11 protein-coding genes are annotated in these 20309 nt (G+C 73.2%); 3 read left to right on the top strand and 8 right to left on the bottom strand.

What is annotated here, in order from left to right:
* Positions 1 to 615: 615 nt before the first annotated feature.
* Positions 616 to 2493 (bottom strand): glycosyltransferase family protein, encoded by a 1878-nt coding sequence (locus Psi01_RS02220; RefSeq protein WP_204062206.1) that lies wholly within the window; start codon positions 2491 to 2493, stop codon positions 616 to 618.
* Between the two features lie 118 nt (positions 2494 to 2611).
* Here Psi01_RS02220 and Psi01_RS02215 point away from each other — a divergent pair, with 118 nt between their 5' ends.
* The gene (locus Psi01_RS02215) at positions 2612 to 3355 is read left to right on the top strand and encodes a class I SAM-dependent methyltransferase (protein ID WP_239126964.1); all 744 of its coding nucleotides are present in this window, start codon (positions 2612 to 2614) and stop codon (positions 3353 to 3355) included.
* 50 nt (positions 3356 to 3405) lie between these two features.
* On the opposite strand, the gene Psi01_RS02210 is transcribed toward Psi01_RS02215, so the two are convergent.
* From Psi01_RS02210 to Psi01_RS02180, 7 genes are all read right to left on the bottom strand, one after another.
* A complete protein-coding gene (locus tag Psi01_RS02210) occupies positions 3406 to 5262 on the bottom strand; it encodes a hypothetical protein (RefSeq protein ID WP_204062205.1) in 1857 nt (618 codons plus the stop codon).
* Complete coding sequence (gene pgfA, locus Psi01_RS02205) at positions 5262 to 6365, bottom strand: cell envelope lipid trafficking protein PgfA (RefSeq protein ID WP_204062204.1); 1104 nt, start codon at positions 6363 to 6365, stop codon at positions 5262 to 5264. Before pgfA ends, Psi01_RS02210 begins: the two co-directional genes overlap by 1 nt.
* Positions 6366 to 6517: 152 nt before the next feature.
* A complete protein-coding gene (locus Psi01_RS02200) occupies positions 6518 to 10663 on the bottom strand; it encodes an alpha-(1->3)-arabinofuranosyltransferase domain-containing protein (RefSeq protein WP_204062203.1) in 4146 nt (1381 codons plus the stop codon).
* Between the two features lie 8 nt (positions 10664 to 10671).
* On the bottom strand, positions 10672 to 11967 hold the full coding sequence (locus Psi01_RS02195; RefSeq protein WP_373872459.1) for a glycosyltransferase family 4 protein: 1296 nt from the start codon (positions 11965 to 11967) through the stop codon (positions 10672 to 10674).
* A gap of 400 nt (positions 11968 to 12367) precedes the next feature.
* Entirely contained in the window at positions 12368 to 13960 is a 1593-nt protein-coding gene (locus Psi01_RS02190; protein WP_204062202.1) for an MmpA family trehalose lipid delivery protein, read from the bottom strand.
* A 133-nt stretch (positions 13961 to 14093) separates the two neighbouring features.
* Complete coding sequence (locus Psi01_RS02185; RefSeq protein WP_204062201.1) at positions 14094 to 16316, bottom strand: acyl-CoA dehydrogenase family protein; 2223 nt, start codon at positions 16314 to 16316, stop codon at positions 14094 to 14096.
* Between the two features lie 54 nt (positions 16317 to 16370).
* Entirely contained in the window at positions 16371 to 17462 is a 1092-nt protein-coding gene (locus Psi01_RS02180; RefSeq protein WP_204062200.1) for a hypothetical protein, read from the bottom strand.
* Positions 17463 to 17703: 241 nt separating this feature from the next.
* Here Psi01_RS02180 and Psi01_RS02175 point away from each other — a divergent pair, with 241 nt between their 5' ends.
* Complete coding sequence (locus tag Psi01_RS02175; protein ID WP_204062199.1) at positions 17704 to 19185, top strand: AMP-binding protein; 1482 nt, start codon at positions 17704 to 17706, stop codon at positions 19183 to 19185.
* A gap of 19 nt (positions 19186 to 19204) precedes the next feature.
* On the top strand, positions 19205 to 20278 hold the full coding sequence (locus tag Psi01_RS02170) for a S1C family serine protease (RefSeq protein WP_204062198.1): 1074 nt from the start codon (positions 19205 to 19207) through the stop codon (positions 20276 to 20278).
* Positions 20279 to 20309: the final 31 nt, after the last annotated feature.

Here is a 20309-nt window from a genome sequence, read left to right as displayed (position 1 = left end):
AGCTGGCCGGGTGCTGCCCACCCCGAGCTGCGCCGAACGACAAACGTCCCTGCCCACCGCATCAGAGTCTCGGTCACGCCGGGACCCGACGAACGCCCCCGCCCACCGCACCAGGGTCTCGGTCACGCCGAAACCCTGGCAAGCGTCCGGTCACGCCGAGACTCACCAAGCGCCCAGTCATGCTGGGACCCGACAAGCGCCCGGCGCTGAAGACGGTCCCCACGCATGGCCGGTAGCCGATCGCCGGGCACCCGGCCGGTCCGGCATCCTGGCACGACTCGCTTCGGCGTCCGGACACGGCTCACTGACGAGCACGGACCGGGCATCGAACGCCTTCAGGCGGACTGGTGTGCGGCACAGCGGGGGCGGGCAACACCCGGCCAGCCCCGGACACGCCCCACGGGTGGGCTCACTCGCCTCACAACGGGTGGGCTCACCCGCCCCACTCCCAGAGGCACCCCGAGCGGTCTCGCTCGCCTCACAGGTAAGCAGAACCCGGACCGGCCCCGAACGCGCCCCACGAACGGGCCCGCCCACGGCACGCACCGCCCGCCGTACCCACCGACTTCCCGCAATCCCGAAGCCCCGAAGCCCGGTAACCCGCCCGGACGGCGTCTAACCCGGCTGCTCGCCCTCGGCCACCGGGGACCCCAGCGCCGCGCCCGTCAGGCAGAAGGGGGCGGTCGGGTCGTCCACCACGATCCGCATGCCCCGGCCCACGGCCTTGACCGGGAAGTGCACCAGGCCGAGCGGGGTCTCCCGCAGCGCCAGCACGATCCGCTCCTCACCGATCTCGACGGTCACCGAGATCGGGCGCTCGGCCGTGTAGGACAGCGCGCCCGCGGTGGCCCGGCCGCCCCAGGAGACGGCGTCGGGCATGAACACCGCGCCGTCGACGGGCGCCATGCAGCGCTGGCCGGCCGGAGCCGCCTGGAAGTAGCCGAAGACGCTCATCCGCACCAGCCGGCCGTCCTTGTTGAAGACCATGGCCTCGTGGCTGGGCTCGGGGTTGGCCATCCTGGCGCGGATGGCGGGGCGGGCCAGCGGGGCGAGTACGCGGCTGCCGAGACGGCGGTCGCCGTTCACCGGGAGCACGATGTCGCCCGGCACCGGGGTCGGGTAGATCACGACGTTGTCCGGCACCCGGGCCAGTTCCGCCGCGGCGGTGTCCAGGTAGGCGCGGACCCGGTCGCCGCTGAGGGTCGCCCGGTAGTTCTCGATCGAGATCACCGACGTCACCAGGTAGGCGCCCATGGTCAGGCCGGTGGCCAGCAGGAGCGGGGAGCGGTCGGGCAGCGGGCGCCGGTAGGCGTCGGCCTCGCCCCGCACCGGCAGCAGCGCCAGTCCCAGGCAGACCGCGAACACGACCACGGCGTCGGCGACGTAGCGGGTCTCCGCACCGACCAGCCCGATGTAGCTGCCCCGGGCGATCACCGTGGGGATCGCGTCGGCGAACACCAGGTACCCGGCCAGGATCATCCACGCCCGCAGCGCCCGCCGCCGGTAGACGATCGTGATCACCACCAGGGCGGCCAGCACCAGCCAGGAGATCACGACCACCGCGTCCGACGGCCCCGCCATTCCCCCGGTGGGGGTCACCGGGCTCCAGGTGAGCGGGCCGCCGACCGCCCCGCTGGGGAAGGTACGGCCCAGCATGATCCCGGCCAGCTCCGCCGCGACGTCGGGCTTGGGGACCGAGGCCCCCTCCCCGGGGGCGGTGCTCCGGCGGGCGAGGTACAGCGCGGTGTAGGCGGCGATCACTCCCAGGTGGGCGGCCCACAGCCACCGGTGCCGCCCGAGCTCGCGCAGCGCCGAGCGGATCCAGCCGATCCGCAGGTCGCCCAGGAAGGCCGTGGTGACGGCCAGCAGCACGAAGGAGGCGAACACTCCCTTGGTGCTGAAGAGCATGCCCGCCGCGCACCAGGCCAGCGCGCGCCAGCCGTACCGGGTCCCCTCGCCCTGGGCGAAGCGGACCTGGGCGCTCAGCGCGAGCACCAGCGCCAGCTGCAGCGGGATCGCGTTGAGCGCCGCCGCCCACCAGCCGAACGCCGGGACCGTCAGCGGGCTGAACAGCAGGACCGCCAAAGGCACCAGGATGGCCGGGCGGGCGCCGAACAGGCGGCGCAGCAGCCGGAACGCCAGCACGCCGAGCAGCGCCTGGGCCGCGAAGGTGACGCCGGCCGTCAGCAGCCAGTCGTAGGGGGCCACCCGCGCCAGGATCCACGTCAGCGCGATGGCTCCGGGCATGAAGTGGCCCTTGTGGACGCGCGTCACATAGTCGAGGCTGAGGTCGTTCTCGTAGGCGTTGCCGACGAACAGCAGGTCGTCCTCGACGAAGTAGGAGTCGCGCAGGATCAGCAGGCGCAGTCCGAGCGAGACCGCGATGAGCGCCGCCGCCCCCAGCGACACGGGGTTGCGGAATCCGGCGAGCCAGCCGGGCAGGGCGATCCGCAGTGTGGGCGGTGCCTGGTGCTCGACCTTGGTGGCCTCCACTGCTCTCCTCTTTTCCCGTGATACGGCAGCTCACCCTACGAGGGGTCGAACATAGCCTGCAATACGGGGTGTTATGCTCCGGCCCACCCGAATTCGCCCGTCGCGGTGAGGAGCAGCGTTGGAAACCCCACAGGAACCGTTCCGCGCCACTTTCGGCCGGTCGGTCCGGCTGCTGTCCGCTTTCCGCAAGGAGCAGACGGACCCGGACTTCTTCTACGGCATGCTCGCCCGGGACACCGTCGCCCAGCTGGCGTCCTACACCGACCTCGACGGCGCGCTGGTCGCCGACATCGGCGGCGGCCCCGGCTACTTCACCGACGTGCTGCGGGCCGTGGGCGCCCAGCCCGTGTGCGTGGACTGCGACGCCGGGGAGATGATGGCCCGCCAGGGGGCGGCCCCGCAGGGCGCGATCCTGGGCAGCGCCCTGGACATCCCGCTGGCCACCGGCTCGGTGGACGTCTGCTTCTCCTCCAACGTGCTGGAGCACGTGCCCGACCCGTGGCGGATGGCCGACGAGATGGTCAGGGTCACCAAGCCCGGCGGCGTCATCTATCTGTCCTTCACCAACTGGCTGTCCCCGTGGGGCGGCCACGAGACCTCCCCCTGGCACTATCTGGGCGGCCACCGCGCCGCCGCCCGTTACACCCGCCGTCACGGCAAGAGCCCCAAGAACGTGTACGGCAGCAGCCTCTATCCCGTCTCGGTCGGGGCCGCGCTGCGCTGGGCCCGGCGTAATCAGGACGTGCGGGTCCTGGACGCCCTGCCCCGCTATCACCCCCGCTGGGCCCAGGCCGTCATCCACGTCCCGGGCCTGCGCGAGATCGTGAGCTGGAACCTCCTGCTCATCCTGCGCCGCCGCTGAGCCGGCCCCTCCCGCTCATCCCGCGCCGCCGCCGAGCCGGCCCCTCCCGCTCATCCCGCGCCGCCGCCGACCTGGGGCACGACTCCGCCGACGGCCACCATGGTCAGGCACACCCCTTCGGCCTCCTGGGGGAGGACCAGCCGCACCTGCTGCGGCGAGACCGGCACCGGGAAGAAGACCTCCCGGTGCTCCGGGCGCAGGACCAGCTCGGCCCGGTACTCCCCCGCCTCGACGCGCACGGGCGTCGCCGCGGAGACCCGGTATCTCACCAGGCCCGCGTAGCCTGGGTGGGGCGCGGTCAGGCCGGTGGCCAGGGAGCCGCCCTGGACGCTCACGCACTTCTTGCCCGCGGGCGGGCCCACGACCCCGCCGAAGACGGTGGCGGGCACCAGCCGCCCCTGGCCGTCGAAGGTCGAGATGCGGTGCGCGGGCTCCGGCCGGCGCAGCCGTTCCCGCTCCGCGGGAGGGACGAGCGGGGCCAGGACGAAGGAGCTCATCCTGAACTCCCCCTGCCAGGGGATGACCATGTTCTCCGGCAGCGGGATCGGATAGACCGCGGTGGCCGGGTCGCGGGCGGCCAGGGCCGTCCGGGCGGTGGCCACGTATCCGGCCAGCCGTTCCCCCTGCAGCCGCGCGCCGAACCCGTGCATCGACCACACCGACGCCGCCAGGTACCCGACGACGCACAGGGCCGCCAGCAGGTGGCGCCCCTGCGGGAGCGGGCGGCGCAGCCACGCGGAACGCTCGCCGAGCAGCGGGATCAGCGCCACTCCCAGGCACAGCGCCAGGACCGGCGGCACGTCGGCGAGATAGCGGCTCTCGAAGGCGACCAGGGAGGTGACGCGGGCCCGCGACAGCAGCGCGACCGCGAAGTTCGCGCACACCACGTAGAACAGTCCCAGCGCCCAGGCTCGCAGAGCCGCCGTGCGGTATCTGACGGTCACCACCGCCGTCGCGGCCACCGCCGCCCAGCCCAGGCCGACGGCGAACCAGGCCGGGGCGGCCAACGGCCCCGCCACGGTGTCCAGGCCCCAGGTCAACGGCCCCCCGGAGAGCAGCGAGGGCACCGCGATCCCCAGGAAGGCCGCGGCGTAGGAGACGGCGAGCGGGAGATCGGGCAGCGCGACCGAGGACTCCGAGGTCCTGGAGGCGAGCAGGAGATAGGCCGTCAGGTATCCGGCGAGCATGACGGCGGCGCCCGCCCACAGCAGCGGCTGGCGCCGCAGGGTCCCCAGCACGCCGCCCGCCTCGCGGCCGCCGATCGGGAACCAGGCGGTCACCAGGAAGACCACCACGGGGATGATCGCGGACTTCTCGAAGCAGGCCAGGCCGAAGGCGGTCCAGGCGAGCACCCCGGCGGCGTGCACGAGGCGGCCGGTGCGCACGTACAGCACCTGCGAGCACAGCGCCATGCACAGGGCCAGGTGCATGGGGACGATGTTGACGACCGCCGCCCACCAGGTCGTCGCCTGCACCGTCACCGGCGCGAAGAGATAGACGACCAGGGGGACCAGGATCAGGGGCCGGGACCCGAACAGCAGCCGGAGCAGGCGGTACATCGCCGCCGCGGCCGCGCCGTGCAGGGCCAGCGCGACCAGCGTGACGACCGTCCAGTCGTAGGGGGCGACCCGGGTGAGCACCCAGATCAGCGCGAAGGGGACGGGCATGAGGTGCCCGTAGTGGACGCGGAACAGGTAGTCCCAGCCGAAGTCGGCGGTGGCGGCCCGACCGGCGAAGACGAAGTCGTCCTCGACGAAGAAGGACCGTCCCATCAGAGCCGCCCGCAGCAGCAGGCTGAGCAGCACGAGTACGGCGGCCGACACCCCCACCGCGCGGGCGCGCACACCCGGCCGCACGACCCATCGCGGCAGCCGTATCTCCAGCCCGACGGCCTGCGACGGCGTCATCACCGTTCTCCTACTTCCTCAAGCTTCTCCGCCGTCTCGCGGTCCTCCGGCTCAGCCGGCCCATCGGGAGCGTCCGAGGTCTCAGGCTTCTCTGGCCCACCGAGAGCATCCGGGTCCTCCGGCTCCGCCGATCCACCGGGGACGTCCGGGGTCTCACGCTCCCCTGGTCCGCCGGAATCATCCGGAGCCTCCGGCTCAACCGGCCCAGCCGGTTCGCCGGGGACGGATCTGCGCGGCCGTACGGCCAGCAGCCCCACGGCCAGGCCCGCCAGCAGGAACACCCCCGGCAGCAGGTCGCGCACCAGGAGCACCCACCGCAGGAAGGCCCGCGCGTCCCCGACCTTGACCGCGACCTCGTCGGGGGGCATGACCAGGTTGGCGTCGAGGCTGACCCGGCGCTCGATCCCGTCGGGGGTGCGCAGGCCCTGCCGGTGCCGCTCCTCGGCCTTGACCGTCAGGCCGCTCTCGGGCTCGACCCAGAGCGTCCGGGTGACCTGGGCGTAGCGGGAGACGCTGATGCTGCGCCACTTGGGCAGGCCCAGGACGCGGCCGGGGATGTCGCCGGGGAGGTCCTCGATCTTGATCGGGCCCGCCGTGTAGGTGTAGCGGTAGGTCGTGATCCCCTGGACCTCCTCCACCCGCTCGAAGCGCAGCGGCACCGCCCGGCGCAGCACCGTGTCGTACATCGGGTAGGAGCGCGGCTCGGCGCGGTACGGCAGGCGGAAGGCCAGGCCCTCCTGCCGGGCCCGGGCGTCCTCGTCGACGTAGGCGCCGCAGCAGTCGACCGCCATGCCCGTCCTGCGGTCGAAGGCGGTCCGGCGCTCGTGATAGTCGACGCGCTCGCCGTCGGGGGTGGTGAGCGAGGTGAACTCCGCCCACACCGCGACGTTCTCGTTGCCCGCGGAGGCGTCGCCGCTCAGCGTCGTCGTGGACACGATGGGCACGCCGGTCCGCGGGGTGAGGGTGCCCATGTCCATGTAGGAGGCGTTCTGCGCCGCCATGCGGTAGGTCCTGCCCTGCTCCAGCGGCAGCACCAGGACGCTCTCGTAGACCTGGAAGCGCAGCAGCGCCGCCAGGGTGACCAGGAAAGCGCAGGCCGCCACCGACGCCGCCCGGGGAATCCGCGAGATCTTCGGGATCCGCAGGGCCTGCGGAGTCCGCGGGGTTCTCGAAGCCGACGAGGTCCGCGAAGTCGACGGGGTCTGCGAAGTCGACGGGGTCCGCGGAGTCTGCGGGACCGGCGGAGTCTGCGGGGTCACTGTCTCACCGCCAGGCTCTCCAGCCGCCGCTCCAGCGCGGGCGGCTCGGCCACCGCCGTCTCCGGCGGCGGCGGCACGCTCCGGCGCGCGGGGACGGCCGCGGCCAGCCAGGCCAGCGTGACCAGGCAGAGCACCTGGGGCACCGCCCCGGACAGCGGCCCGGCCACCGCCGTCCCCTCGAACACCCGCCCCGCGGCGAACGCCAGTCCCGCCAGACCGAGCGGGACGGCCGCCGACCACGGCGAGGTGACGGCCGCGGCGGCCCTCGGCAGCGCGGTGCGGGCGTGCCCGGCCCGGGCCACGGTGCCCAGCCAGGCCAGCAGCACCAGCGCCGCCGTGGCGATCGCGGCCCCGGCGAAGCCTCCGGTCCACGCGCCCACCAGGGGGACGACCGGCCAGATCCAGGCGGGCCTGAACGCGGCGGGAGCCGTACCTGGAGGGTGCGGGCGGCCGCGCCGGGCCGGGACGGCGGCCGTCACCGCGACCAGGACCACCAGCAGCAGACCGCCGCCCAGCGCCGCCCGGTAGGCCGCGTCGGGCTCGTAGCGCATGGTCACCACGCCCGTCGCCGCGGGCACCTCCCAGGCCTGCCGCCACCCGTCCAGCCGGGCCGCTATCAGCGGCCTGCTGTCCAGGTAGGCCTTCCAGCCGGCGTTGAAGTTCTCGTTGACCACCAGGTAGGAGGGCTCGGAAGTGGAGACCCGCACACGCCGTTCCTCCTGTCCCCACTTCAGCGTGGCGGCCGGGGTGGCCTGCGACTCCTCCGCGGGCGCGGAGGCCGGGCGCAGGAGCATCGACTCGATGCGGAAGGCGTCGGTGTGGGCCGCGCCCACCCGGGCTGTCCCGGGGAGCAGCTCCACCGGCTCGCAGGCGCGGTAGCCCAGCGGGCGGCCGTTGACCACGTCGCCCAGCGTGCCCTGAACGACCATGGTGTGCACGGTGTTGCCGTTCACCGTCAGCGTCGGGCCGTACCCGCAGGGCAGCCGGAGCGGGAAGGACTCCAGCGAGCCGAGCGGCTCCACGCCGGGGATGGCGATCTCCGACACCTCGACCGTCCGCGAGGCCGGGACCATGAACCCGATCTCCAGCCGGTCGGTGCGGATGGGAGTGAAGGAGACCTGGCCGTCGGCGCCGACCCAGCCCCGCATGGTACGGCCGCCGCCGCGCACGCTCACCCGTACCGGCGGCTGTCCCAGGAACGAGTCGGGGAACAGCACCCGGATCCGGGAGACCGTGATCTTCTTGCCCAGCTCCACCGTCAGGGTGGGCTGTTTGTCGAAGGTCTGGGCGTACCAGACCGTGCTCAGGTCGCCGTCCATGGCCGCGCGGCCGAGCACCGCCGGGTGGTCGGTGACCGTGGAGGAGGCCCTCACCTTCGGGAACACACCCGGGACCTCGGTGAGCGCCCGCGCCGCGGCGGGGTCGGTCAGCACAGTCTGGCCGGTGACGGTGCGCCTGCCGCCCGCCCGCACCTGGAACTCGCGCTCGAAGCCGAAGCCGTCCTCGCCCAGGATCTCCAGGCTCGGCGAACAGGTCCAGGTCGAGGAGCCCTTCATGCAGGCCGGCGCCGCGCCCTGGCGTGTGAGCAGCACCGCGCCCGGGTCCTGCGCGCCCGACGGGGGGACCACGATCCTGCGCTTGGCCTCGACGCCCGGGACGGCGACCTCGGTGATGCCCACCCGGCTGCCGAAGAGGATCTCCGGCTCCCTGACCAGCCGGGTGACGCGGATCCGCAGCCAGGTGCTGGGGCCCTCCGGCGGACTGAGGAGCTGCGGATCGGTGGTGTCGGCCACCGGCACCCTGCGCGTGCCCGCCTCCGTCTCCAGGGAGATCTCCGCCACCGGCGGGCCGATCCCCCGCTCGAAGGCCACGGTGATCTGCGGCATCCGGACGCTCTCGACGAAGCGCATCTCCAGCCACTCGCCCACCGCGCCGTTCCAGCCGTCGGAACGCCAGCCGGTGCGCGCGTCGCCGTCGATCGCCGCGTACGGCTGGCGCCCGGGGTCGCGCTGTCCCGCCGCGGCCGTGACCGACGCCTCGGAGGAGGAGGCCAGCACGTCGGCGATGCCGGAGTAGGCGGCGGTGGAGGCGGCTCCCGTCCAGGCCGGGTCGACCAGGTCGGATACCGTGTCACGCTGCGGGACCTGGTCCTCGGTCAGGGTGGCCGTGCCCGACCGGCGCACGTCGCCGAAGATGATCTCGCGGCGGCGCATCGTGTCGGTCATCACCGTGTTGCGCGGCGAGATCACGTCCGCCTCGGGCTCGTCGCCGACCAGCACGGGCCGGTCGTCGGTCAGCAGGTCCGCCTCGGCCATGGCCAGCACCGCCTCGGGAGCCCCGGTCACCCGGAGCGCGCCCTCCCGCGGCACGGTCGCGACCCGCGGCGCGGAGCCGGGGACGGCGTAGATCTCCAGGGCCTGGTAGGGCTGGTCGAACCAGCCGCCGGCCGTCGTGTTGGACCTGACGCCGACCTCGGGGCCGAAGGCGGCCACCCGCTCCAGGCCGGCGGACTCGGCGATGGTCTCGTGGACCCGCGCCGGCCAGGCGGTGCCGAGCGTCTCGCGCGCGAGGTCGTTGCGGACGAGCAGGTAGGTGACGCCGATGCGGCGCAGCGCCGAGGTGAGGCCGGGCGAGCCCTTGCCGGTGGCGAATCGCTCGTCGACCGCCTGCAGCAGCCGGGCCAGGCCGGGCGAGCCCCAGGGCACGTTGGTGTGGGTGGCCCAGCGCACGGTCAGCAGCGACTGCATGGGCTCGTCCATCGGGCGTCCCCACACGTACTCGCCCCGTCGCGAGCCCGGCGCGGCCAGGACCATGCCGTCGCCGGTGTTCCGGTTGAGCCAGTCGGTGGCCTGGCGCCAGTAGTCGGGCAGCTCGGCGAAGGCGCCCTGCGGGGTGACCCCGGCCGAGGCCACGGGCACGGCGGTCACCAGCACGGCGCCGGAGACCGCGGCGAAGGCGGCCTTGCGGGCCGGCAGGCGCACGGTCATCGGGAGCGCGGCCAGGCCGAGCGCGAGCGGGAGCCGTACGAGGGCGTCGAACTTGTGCAGGTTCCTGAAGGGGGCCAGCGGGCCGTCCAGCAGCGCTCGCACCTGCTCGGTCCAGGGGTGGGCCAGCGCGTCGGCGTGCCCGAAGGAGATGATCGCCACCCCGGCCAGCGCGGTCAGGGTGAGGAAGGCCCGCTCGGGGGTGGTCCGGGCGACGATGCCGGCCACGCCGAGCCCGGCGACCAGCGCGGTCGCCGCGATCAGCCAGGGCGTGGTCGCCTGCTCGAAGGCGGCCGGCAGCCACGGACGGCCGTCCACCGGCAGGAAGGAGATCCAGCTGGAGGTGCCGCGCAGGATGTTGAGCAGCGAGGTGACCTTCGTGGTGGCCGAGGCGGTCTCGATGAAGGGCAGGAAGGAGAAGATGTACTGCCCCATCACCAGCAGCGGCGCCAGCCACCACATCGACACCGCGCCGACGCAGCCCAGCCACCAGGCCAGCAGCCGCCGCTTGCGCGGGCCCGCGCGCCGGGTCAGCAGGTACAGCAGCGGCACGACCAGGACGGCGAGCTCGGCCACCGCGTTGATCCCGCCGGCGAACAGGAAGGCCAGCGCCGACAGGGCCGCCGCCCTGCGCGGGCTCACCTCGCGGGAGGCGGCGCGCACGAGCGGCAGCAGGATCCACGGCAGCACCGCGCTCGGCTGGAACTCCGAGGAGTTGACCCCGATGAGCGCGATCGCGTGCGGGGCCAGGGCGTAGGCCATGCCGGCCAGGAGCCGGGTGTCGGGCGTGCCGATGCCCATCGCGCGGGCCAGCCGGACCACGCCGATGAACGCCGCGCACAGGACCACGGTCATCCACAGGCGCTGGATGTTCCACGGGGGCATGTCCAGCGCCTCGAACAGCGCGTAGAACGGTCCCATCGGGAACAGGTAGCCGTAGGCCTGGTTCTGCAGGTGGCCGAAGAACGCCCCGTCCCACAGGTGGACCGCCCGCGACAGGAAGCCCAGCGGGTTGAGCGCCATGTCCAGCTTGGTCTCGGAGATGACCTGGCCGGGGGAGGTGTTGAAGGCGACCGCCCCGAGCAGCAGGCAGCCGGCGAGGAGACGCAACCGATGCCGCAGCCGTGCGGACGCGGTATCCGTGCTGTCAGAGGTCAAAGCAGGGCTCAAGTGGGGTCGGTCTCACCCACGGCGAGACGGAGGTCGGGGATCGGCGAGGGACCCGCGGTCACGGGCCGGCGGCCGATTTCTGCCAGTTCTGTGGTGATTAGTCCGGTTATCGTAGCGCCGGTTCGACCCCACGTGAACTCACCCGCCCACGTCCGGCATGCCTGGTGGATCTCCGCGCGCCGCGCCGGGTCGGACAGCTCCTCGACGGCCCTGGCCACCGTGTCGGACAGCAGCTCGCCCTCCTTGACGAGCCAGCCGGTCACCCCGTCCCTGACCGAGTCGCGCAGACCCGCGACGTCGTAGGCCACCGTGGGCACCCCGAAGGCGGCCGCCTCGATCACCGTCAGTCCCCAGCCCTCGAACTCCGAGGCCGTGACGTTCAGCAGCGCCGAGCCGAGCAGCGCGTTCTTCTCCGGCTCGGCCAGGAAACCGTGCAGCCGGACCCGGTCGGCCACGCCCCGCTCGGCGGCGAAGGCGGCCAGGGCCTCCGACTCGGGCCCGCGGCCCACGACGTGCACGCGCAGGCCGGGGTGGGTCTCCCCCAGGTCGGCGGCGAGCCCGATCACGCGCTCGACGCGCTTGTGGCCGACGAGCCTGCCGAGGTAGATCAGCGCGGGGTCGCCGTCGGCGGCGTGGCGGGCCAGCGGCCGGGCGGCCGGGCTGCCGTTGGGCACGACCTGGATGGGCGCCAGCCACCGCAGGCGCGTGCGCAGGTCGTCCCTGGAGGACTCGGAGACCGTGACGGTCAGGCGGCGGCGGTACAGCAGGCGGGCCACCGGACCTTCGATGAAGCAACCGATCCTGGCCAGCCACGTGGGGAAGAACGCGTGGAACTGCCGGTCGTGCACGTGGTGCACCAGGCAGACGACCGCGGTGCGGCGCCGTACGACCAGGGGCGAGAAGAAGGGGATGCCGTTCATCGAGTCGATGACGACGTCGAACGAGCGGCGGTGGAACAGCAGCCAGAGCGGGACCAGCAGATAGACGAGATAGCGGTTGCCCATCCGGCGCAGCGCGATGCCGTCGACGTGCTCGGCCGCGGCCTGGCCCGGCTCCCGGCTGGTCAGGAAGTCGACCGTGGCGCCCTGCCCGACGAGATAGCGGCTGATCTGCCAGGCGTACTCCTCGGCGCCGCCGGCCACCGACTGCTGGGGCTCCCGGAAGTTCAGCACGGCCACCCGGACCCCGCTCAGCGGCGCCTCGGGCGCGGCCGCGGCCTCGACGCTCAGCCGGGGCCAGGGCAGCGCCCGCGCGTGCGAGGCGCCATCCGTCTTCCCGCCGGATAAGGCCACGATCCCTCCTTCGTCTCCGTGCGGCTCACACCCGGATCAGGGCATGGCGAAGCCGGACTCCGTGCCGATCAATGACATCCGGCCCTGTGCGCCGGTGAAAAAGGTGATCCCGGGGCCGTCAGGCGGCCCCCGGGATCACTTGTCGCCGTAGTTGTACAGCGGCCGGTTCGGGGGCTCCGGCGTGGGCGCGGCAACGTTCAGAACTGCCGCGGAGGCGCCGACCGCAAGTACCGCTCCGACGGCCAGTGCAACGAGCACTCGTATCACTGGACACTCCCTCCAAGATTCGGACAGTGTGCCGAGAGTAGAACGTGATCCACCTCATAGGCCATAGAGTTAGTAAAACCGTGACAAAGCAAGTTACCCTCCGGTACTCCGTAGAGCTGGGGGGATGCTCGGGTCATAAGGGGCTGTCGAGGCGTATGAGGCGCAGTTCCGGACCCTCGAACACGGTCAGAGCGTCTTGGAACGTGTTATCGCTGGGGCGGGTCAGAACGTAGCGGACGCCGAGCCGGGCCAGGGCCCGCACCCGGTCCTCCGCCCCCGTCCGAAGCGCGGCGCCCGCCTTCGCGGCCAGCGGGTCCTCGGCCGCGACGCGGATCCGGCCGCCGCCCGGCAGTCCCACGAGCAGCTCGTCGTTCCAGATCACCCGCCGCCCGAAGAGCTTGGTCGCCGGGTCGAGGACCACCCGCCCGCCGTTCCACCCGAACGCCCGGTGCGCGCCCCACGGCAGCGACAGCAGCGCCCCCGGGGCCGGGTCGCCGTTCACGATCTCCTGGACCCGCCGCCACTCCTGCGGGTACGGCACCGCCGCGAGCCTGCCGAACGCCCCCAGGGCGAAGGTCGGCAGCACCAGGACCGGCACCGCCACCGCGACCGCCGCGACGGCGCGCGGGGCGGCGACGGGCCGGGCCGTCCACCGGTCCGCGGCCGTGGCCAGGCCGACGGCCTGGAGCAGGGCGAACGGCGCCAGGTGGAGCTGCCCGTCGCGGATCGTCCCGAACCCCGGCCACCACCCGACCAGGGCCTTGAGCAGGCCGGGCGCGAAAGCCCCCAGGCACGCCACCCCCAGCCCGGCCCCCGCCGCCACGGCCAGTCCCGTCCAGTACGGCACGCCGCCGTCCTCCGTCCGGGACCGCCCGCCCCTCCCGGCCGCGCGCAGCCGTACGAAACCCCAGACGGCGACCGCGGCCAGGGCCAGGCGCACGCCCGCCGACCACCAGGAGTACTGGCCGGGCACCGTCGCGTGCGCGTTCCAGATGCCGCCCAGCCCCAGCAGACTGCCGGCCACGCCGAAGGGCCCGTCGGCGCGGGCCGCGAAGGCGTCCACTCCGGCGGGGTCGGTGGTGGCCCCGCTCAGCAGGGCGGGCACCAGCCAGGGCAGGCTCAGCCCGCCCATGATCAGCGCGGCCTCCCCCGTCCGCCGCGCCCGCGTTACGGGAGCCGGGGCCGGGGCCGTCGCCGCGGTGGCGAGCACCGCCACGGCGGAGACCAGCATGGCCTGGAAGCCGCCCACCGCCGCGGGGACCAGGGCGGCCGCGAGCCGCAGGCGTCCGCCGAGGCAGACGGCCCGCACCGCCCAGGGCAGCCCGGCCACGCCCAGCAGCAGGGCCCACTGCCCGAGCAGGAGTCGCTGGGCGAGGTAGGCGTTCCAGGCGTAGAAGGCCGCCGCGACCAGGCGCGGCCCGAGCCGGCGGGAGGGCACGAGCGCGGCGGCGCCCGACGCGGCCAGCACGAATATCCCGAGCAGGAACGCCTTCTGCACCGCCTCCGCGGGCACCACCCGGGACAGCAGGGCGACCACGAGGTCGCTGGGCACGGCGCGGGGGAAGCCCTGTCCGGGCAGGACGAGCGGCGGGTCCGGCACGAACACCATGTCGTAGCGGAGAACGAACCCGGGCCCCAGCGCGGGCCACAGGGCCAGCACGCCGAGCAGCAGCCCGAGCAGGGCAGGGGCGAACCGTCTCGCCGCTTCGCCCCATTCTGTCCGCATATCGCCAGACCCTATGACAGCCCGCACGCCGCCGGACCGTACGGCGGCGGACCGTACGGCGGCGGACCCGGCGGGAGGCCGGGGCCGGCGGGAGGCCGGGGCCGCCGCTGTCCGGACGACCGGCGTCGGACCGCTACTTGCCCGGCTCGGGGTCCCGGGGCAGGCCGAGCATGCGCTCACCGATGATGTTGAGCTGCACCTCGGTGGTGCCGCCGTAGATCGTCATGGCGCGGGTGGCGAGCACGGCGCGGTTCCAGTATCCGGGGTCGCCGAGCTTCATGTCGGCGGCGACGACCGCGGAGGTGCCGAGCAGGCCGACCGCGCACTCGGAGACGTGCTGGGCGTGCGAGGTGGACACCAGCTTGCGGACCGAGGCGTCGGCGCCCGGCTCGCCGCCGGTGAGCTGCTTCAGCGTCACCCGCAGGCCCAGGGCGTTGATCGAGTGCCCCTCGCAGACCACGCGGGCCACCTCCTGGCGCTCGGCCGGGGTCAGCTCGTGGCCCAGCCGGCCGGCCAGCCCGATCAGGTCGGGCACGGAGGCGCCGGTGCCGCCCGAGCCCGACGAGAGCGAGACGCGCTCGTTGGACAGGGTGTTGCGGGCGACCTTCCAGCCCTGGCCGACCTCGCCGACGACCAGCTCGTCCGGGACGAACACGTCGTCGAGGAAGACCTCGTTGAACAGGTTCTCCCCGGTCATCTCGGTCAGCGGCCGGACGGTGACGCCCGGGGCCTTCATGTCCACCAGGAAGTAGGTGATGCCGTCGTGCTTGGAGCCCTCGGAGGAGTTGCGGGCGATGCAGATGCCCCACTCGGCGAAGTGCGCCACCGAGGTCCAGATCTTCTGGCCGTTGAGCTTCCAGCCGCCCTCGACCTTCTCGGCCTTCATCTGCAGCGAGGCGAGGTCGGACCCGGCGCCCGGCTCGGAGAACAGCTGGCACCAGATCATCTCGCCGCTGAGCGTCTTGGGCAGGAAGCGCTCCTGCTGCTCGGGCGTGCCGTACATGGCGATCGACGGCACCACCCAGGCGCCGATGATCATCTGCGGGAGCTTGACCCGGGCGGCCTTGAGCTCCTGGAGGATGAGCACCTGCTCCAGCGGCTTGGCGTCGCGGCCCCACGGCCTGGGCAGGTGGGACATGACGAACCCGCCCTCGGCCAGCGCCCGCTTCTGCTCCTGGCCCTCCAGCTTCGCGATCTCGGCGATCTCCGCGCGGATCGACTCGCGTAGCGCGGCGGCGTCCTCCGGCAGCTCGATCTCCATCTCGCGGGAGACGCCGCGCAGCGCGAGCGAGGCGACCGACTCGGCCCATTCGGCGCCGGGGCCGAGCAGGGCGCGCAGGGTCAGGGCGCGGCGGTAGTAGAGGTGGGCGTCGTGCTCGTAGGTGTAGCCGATGCCGCCGAAGATCTGGACGGCGTCCTTGGCGCACTGCACGGCGGCGTCGGGGGCCACCACGCCGGCGATCGAGACGGCGTAGGACAGCTCGTCCTCCGAGACGCCGTCGCCCGCCCGCCCGGCGGCCCTGGCGGCGTCCCACACCGTGGCGCGGGCCTGCTCCAGGGCGACGAGCATCCTGGCGGCCTTGTGCTTGACCCCCTGGAACTGGCCGATCGGGCGGCCGAACTGCACGCGTACCTTGGCGTACTCGGCCGCGGCGGTCACGCACCACGACGCGACGCCCGCGGCCTCGGCGCCCAGCAGGATCGCGGCCAGGTTCAGTACGGCGGGGCCCTCCAGCCCGTCGAGGACCCGCCCGGCGGGCACGGTCACCCCGTCGAGCTCGATCTTCGCCACGCCGCGGGTGACGTCCAGCGACTTGATCGGCGTCACGGTCGCCGCGGAGGCGTCCACCGCGACCCACTCCTCGCCCCGGTCGGTGCTCACCGGGAGCACCAGGACGTCGGCGAGCGCGCCGCCGAGCACGGTCTCGGCGGAGCCGCCGACGGTCAGCGCGCCGTCCTCGCCCCGGGTGCCGGAGATCGATCCGGACAGCGCGACCGCGCCGGTCAGCGTGCCGTCGGCGAGACCGGGCAGCAGCTCGGCGTGGGCCTTGCCGTCGGAGGCGAGGATGGCGGCGCTGGCCAGGACCGTGGGGACGTAGGGACCGGGCGCGACCCGCTCGCCGAGGGCCTCGACGGCCACGGCCGTCTCCAGCAGGCCGTACCCGCTGCCGCCGTGCTCCTCCGGGATGTGCAGCCCGAGCAGGCCCTGGTCGGCCAGGCCGGACCAGAAGCCGGGGCGCTCCTCCCCGTCGGCCGCGACGGCGGCCCGTACGACCTCGGACGGAATGTTGCGCTCGGCCCAGCCGCTCACCGACTCGCGGAGCGCCTCGTGCTCCTCGCTCAACCCGATCGCCATGACAGCCTCCAGAAACGGTTCAGTGGCAGAACCATATTCTAGAAGCTACTTCCGTCACAACGCTCGGGCACTGGCCACCAGGGGTGCGATGTCCGCCCAGAGCTGCTTGCGGGTGTCCGGGACGGTGACGAACAGCATGGCGGGCTTGCGCTGGCCGATGTCGATCAGCGCCAGCGCGGCCTGCGAGCTGCGCTTCCTGCCGTCGATCTCATAGGCGACGCGGTAGCCGAGCACCCATCCCTTGCCGGTCGCCAGCCGCTGCGAGGCGGTCCAGGTGACCTTGCTACCCGTGGGGTGATAGTTGCGAACCGACCACCGCACGGCGGTCACCGCCGCCTTGCGGAAGTCGGCGTCGGTCTCCAGGTCGGCCCTGGGCTTCTCGCCGGGCAGCAGCGCCGAGACCGCGAGCGTGCGCGGCAGCCGCGAGCCGCCCACCCGCTGGCCCGCGGAGAACGGCGAGACCGAGGCGACCTTCCACGGCGCGCCGAGCCTGAAGTAGGTGATCGCGGCCTTGGAGTCGGTCACGCTGCCGACCACCACGCTGGGCGTGCCGGGCAGCGTCTTGAGCGGCGTCGCCTTCGGGAGCTTGGGCAACGTGATCGCCGGGGCGCTGGGCACCGGGGTGGCGGGCGCGGCGGAGGCATTCTGGGCCTGGCGCTGCGGCGACGGGTCGGCGGGCTCGTCGCCGGAGAAGATCACGAAGATCAGGAACACCGCCAGGGCGGTGGCCAGCGCGGCGCCGAGGCTGTAGACCACCTTGATCGGGATGTCCCCGATGCGCAGCAGCAGCCTGGAGCCGAGCCCCGGCCGCCCCGGCCCCTGCGGACCGGCCGCGCCGCCGGAACGGAACGGTCCAGCGGGCCCTTCACCCAGCGGCGCGGGCCGCCGTACCGGAGAGGTCGTGTCCTCCGCGGCACGGGCTCCCGCCTCCGGGGCGGGCGGGGCGGGCCGCCGCACGGGAGAGGGAGGGGTCATGTCCTGCGAGGCGGGCGGCGCACCCGCGGAGAGCTCGGAAGACTCCTCCACCTCGGGGGACTTCCCGGCCGGCGGGACGGAAGGCGGGGCGGCGGGCGGGATCCGGGGCACCAGGACGGTCTCCTCACCGTCCCCGATGGGGAACCGGCGGGGCACGCGAGGAGTGATCATCGCTCCATCGTCGGAGGGAATGGCGGGGATGGGCGCCGTGGGCGCATCGTACGAAGGGACATATCTGTCATGAGAGCGCCCGGAGGGGGGACCGCCGACGTCCGCCATGGCTGCCAGGCTATGCCACATGACGTGATCGATACACCGCATCTCCCCACTGATCTGCCATGTCACTCACATACCTGCAGGTGACGACATTTCCCCTTCCCTGAACAGAATGTCGTTCTGTATGGTCGCGCTCATGAGGGGCTTCTACGAGATCGCCGCCGCCGACCCCGGCCGGGTCGCCGTCATCGGGAGCGGCACCGCCGGGGACGGCGCCACCGTGACGTACGGCGAGCTGCACGACCGGGTCAACCGGGTCTCCAACGGCCTGGTCGCCCGCGGCGTCGTCCCGGGTGAGGCCGTGGTGACGGTCCTGCCCAACGGCGTCGACGCGATCACCATGATGCTCGCGACCTACCAGATCGGCGCCTACCACGTCCCGGTCAACTGGCACTACACCGCCGAGGAGATCGGTTACATCGTCACCGACTGCGCGGCGCGCGCGGTGGTCGGCTGCGGGCGGTACGCCGAGGCCGTGCCCGGCGGGTTCGAGGAGGTCGACGCGATCGCCGCGGGACAGCCGGCCGACCCGCCCGCCGCCCGCCGCGCCGGATCGATGATGCTCTACACCTCGGGCACCACCGGCAGGCCCAAGGGCGTGCGCAGGCGGCTGATCGAGCTCAGCCCCGAGGACCTCTATCCCATCCTGATGCGCAAGAGCTGGCGGCACTTCGGGCTGCCGGCCGACGGCGTGCACCTGGTGCTGTCCCAGCTCTACCACTCCGCCCCGTACGGCCAGGCCATGATGGCGCTGCAGTACGGGCACACGGTGGTGGTGACCGAGCGCTTCGACCCCGAGGAGGTCCTGCGGCTGGTCGAGCGCCACCGGGTGACCAACGCGTTCATGGTCCCGACGATGTTCCACCGGCTGCTCGCGCTGCCCGCCGAGGTCAGGGACTCCTACGACCTGTCGTCCCTCACGCACCTGTACCACGGCGCCGCCCCCTGCCCGCCCGCCACCAAGAAGGCGATGATCGACTGGCTCGGCCCGGTGGTGTGGGAGTACTACGGCTCGACCGAGGCCGCCGTGGCCACGATGGTCTCCTCCGAGGAGTGGCTGGCCAGGCCCGGCACCGTGGGCCGGGCGATCGACGGCATGCGGTTCGTCATCGTCGGCGACGACGGGCAGGAGGCGCCCGCGGGCGAGCCCGGCATGGTCTACATCGGCGGCGTCAACCGCTTCGAGTACCACGGTGACCCGTCCAAGACCGCCTCATCGATGCTCGGGAACCTGTACACCCCGGGCGACATCGGCTATCTCGACGAGGACGGCTATCTGTTCCTGTGCGACCGGCGCACCGATCTGATCATCTCGGGCGGGGTCAACATCTATCCCGCCGAGATCGAGGCCGTGCTCCAGGAGCATCCCTCGGTCGCGGACGTGGCGGTGATCGGCGTGCCGGACCCCGAGTGGGGGCACCGGGTCGTCGCCCTGGTCCAGCCCGCGCCCGGCGCCGAGCCCGGCCCGGACCTCACCGCGGATCTGCTGGAGCACTGCGCCGGCAGACTCGCCCGGCTCAAGCATCCCAGGGTCGTCGAGTACCGTGAGCAGCTCCCGCGCACGCCGACCGGAAAGCTCAGCCGCACCTCTCTCCGGGAGGCGTATCTTTCGTCATAAGCGGGGAATGGTAGGCCGCATGGGAAGACCATCGGCACCACTGGCGCTGCTCGCCGCGGCGGCCGTCGCGCTCACGGGATGCAGTGCGAACTCGCAGTCTCCCCGCCCGGTCGCCGCCACCACCGCTGCCGGCTCCCCCGCCGTGACCGACCCCGTCGCCCTGGAGTCGGCCTACGAGAAGGTCATCGCGGGCGTGCTGCCGTCCATCGTGCAGATCAACACCGAGAGCGGCCTGGGTTCGGGAGTCATCTACGACACCTCAGGTCACATCGTGACCAACGCCCACGTGGTGGGGAACGCCCGGCGGTTCCAGGTGTCCCTCGCCAGCGGCGGCGCCCCCCGCGAGGCGCGGCTGGTCGCCTCCTTCCCGCTCGGCGACCTGGCCGTGATCAAGGTGGACGATCCCAGCGGGCTCAGGCCCGCCACCTTCGGTGACTCCTCCAAGCTGCGGGTCGGCCAGATCGTGCTGGCCATGGGCAACCCGCTCGGCCTGGGCAGCAGCGTGACCGACGGCATCGTCTCCGCGCTGGGCCGTACGGTGACCGAGCCCTCGGAGTCCGGCTCCCCCGGCGCCACGATCACCAACGCCATCCAGACCTCCGCCGCGATCAACCCGGGCAACAGCGGCGGCGCGCTGGTCAACCTCGCGGGCGAGGTCATCGGCATCCCGACCCTCGCGGCCACCGTCCCCGAGCTCGGCGGCGGAGCGGCCCCGGGCATCGGCTTCGCGATCCCGTCCAACACCGCGACCGACATCGCCGAGCAGATCGTCAAGAACGGCGAGGTCACCAACACCCGCAGGGCCGCCCTCGGCGTCACGGTGCGGACCCTGGCCGGTCCCGACGGCAGGCCCTCCGGCGTCGGCGTCGTGGAGGTGTCCCCGAACGGCGGCGCGGCGCGCGCGGGCATCGAGCCCGGCGACGTGATCGTCTCGATCAACGGCACCGAGGTCCCGACCACCCAGGCCCTGTCCGAGCTGCTGGCCACCCTCGACCCCGGCGACGAGGCCAAGGTGGAGGTCCTGCGCTCCGACGGATCCACCACCACCGTCACCGTCACTCTGGGAGAACTCTCCACCGCTCCTCCGGGGTGAGCCTCCGGGCCTCTCCCACATCAGCCCCCCG

Source organism: Paraplanobispora siamensis (assembly GCF_016863175.1).
GTDB classification, from domain to species: Bacteria; Actinomycetota; Actinomycetes; order Streptosporangiales; family Streptosporangiaceae; genus Planobispora; species Planobispora siamensis.
The sequence above is the reverse complement of the archived record's forward strand: the minus strand, read 5'-3'. Positions and strand labels throughout refer to the sequence as shown.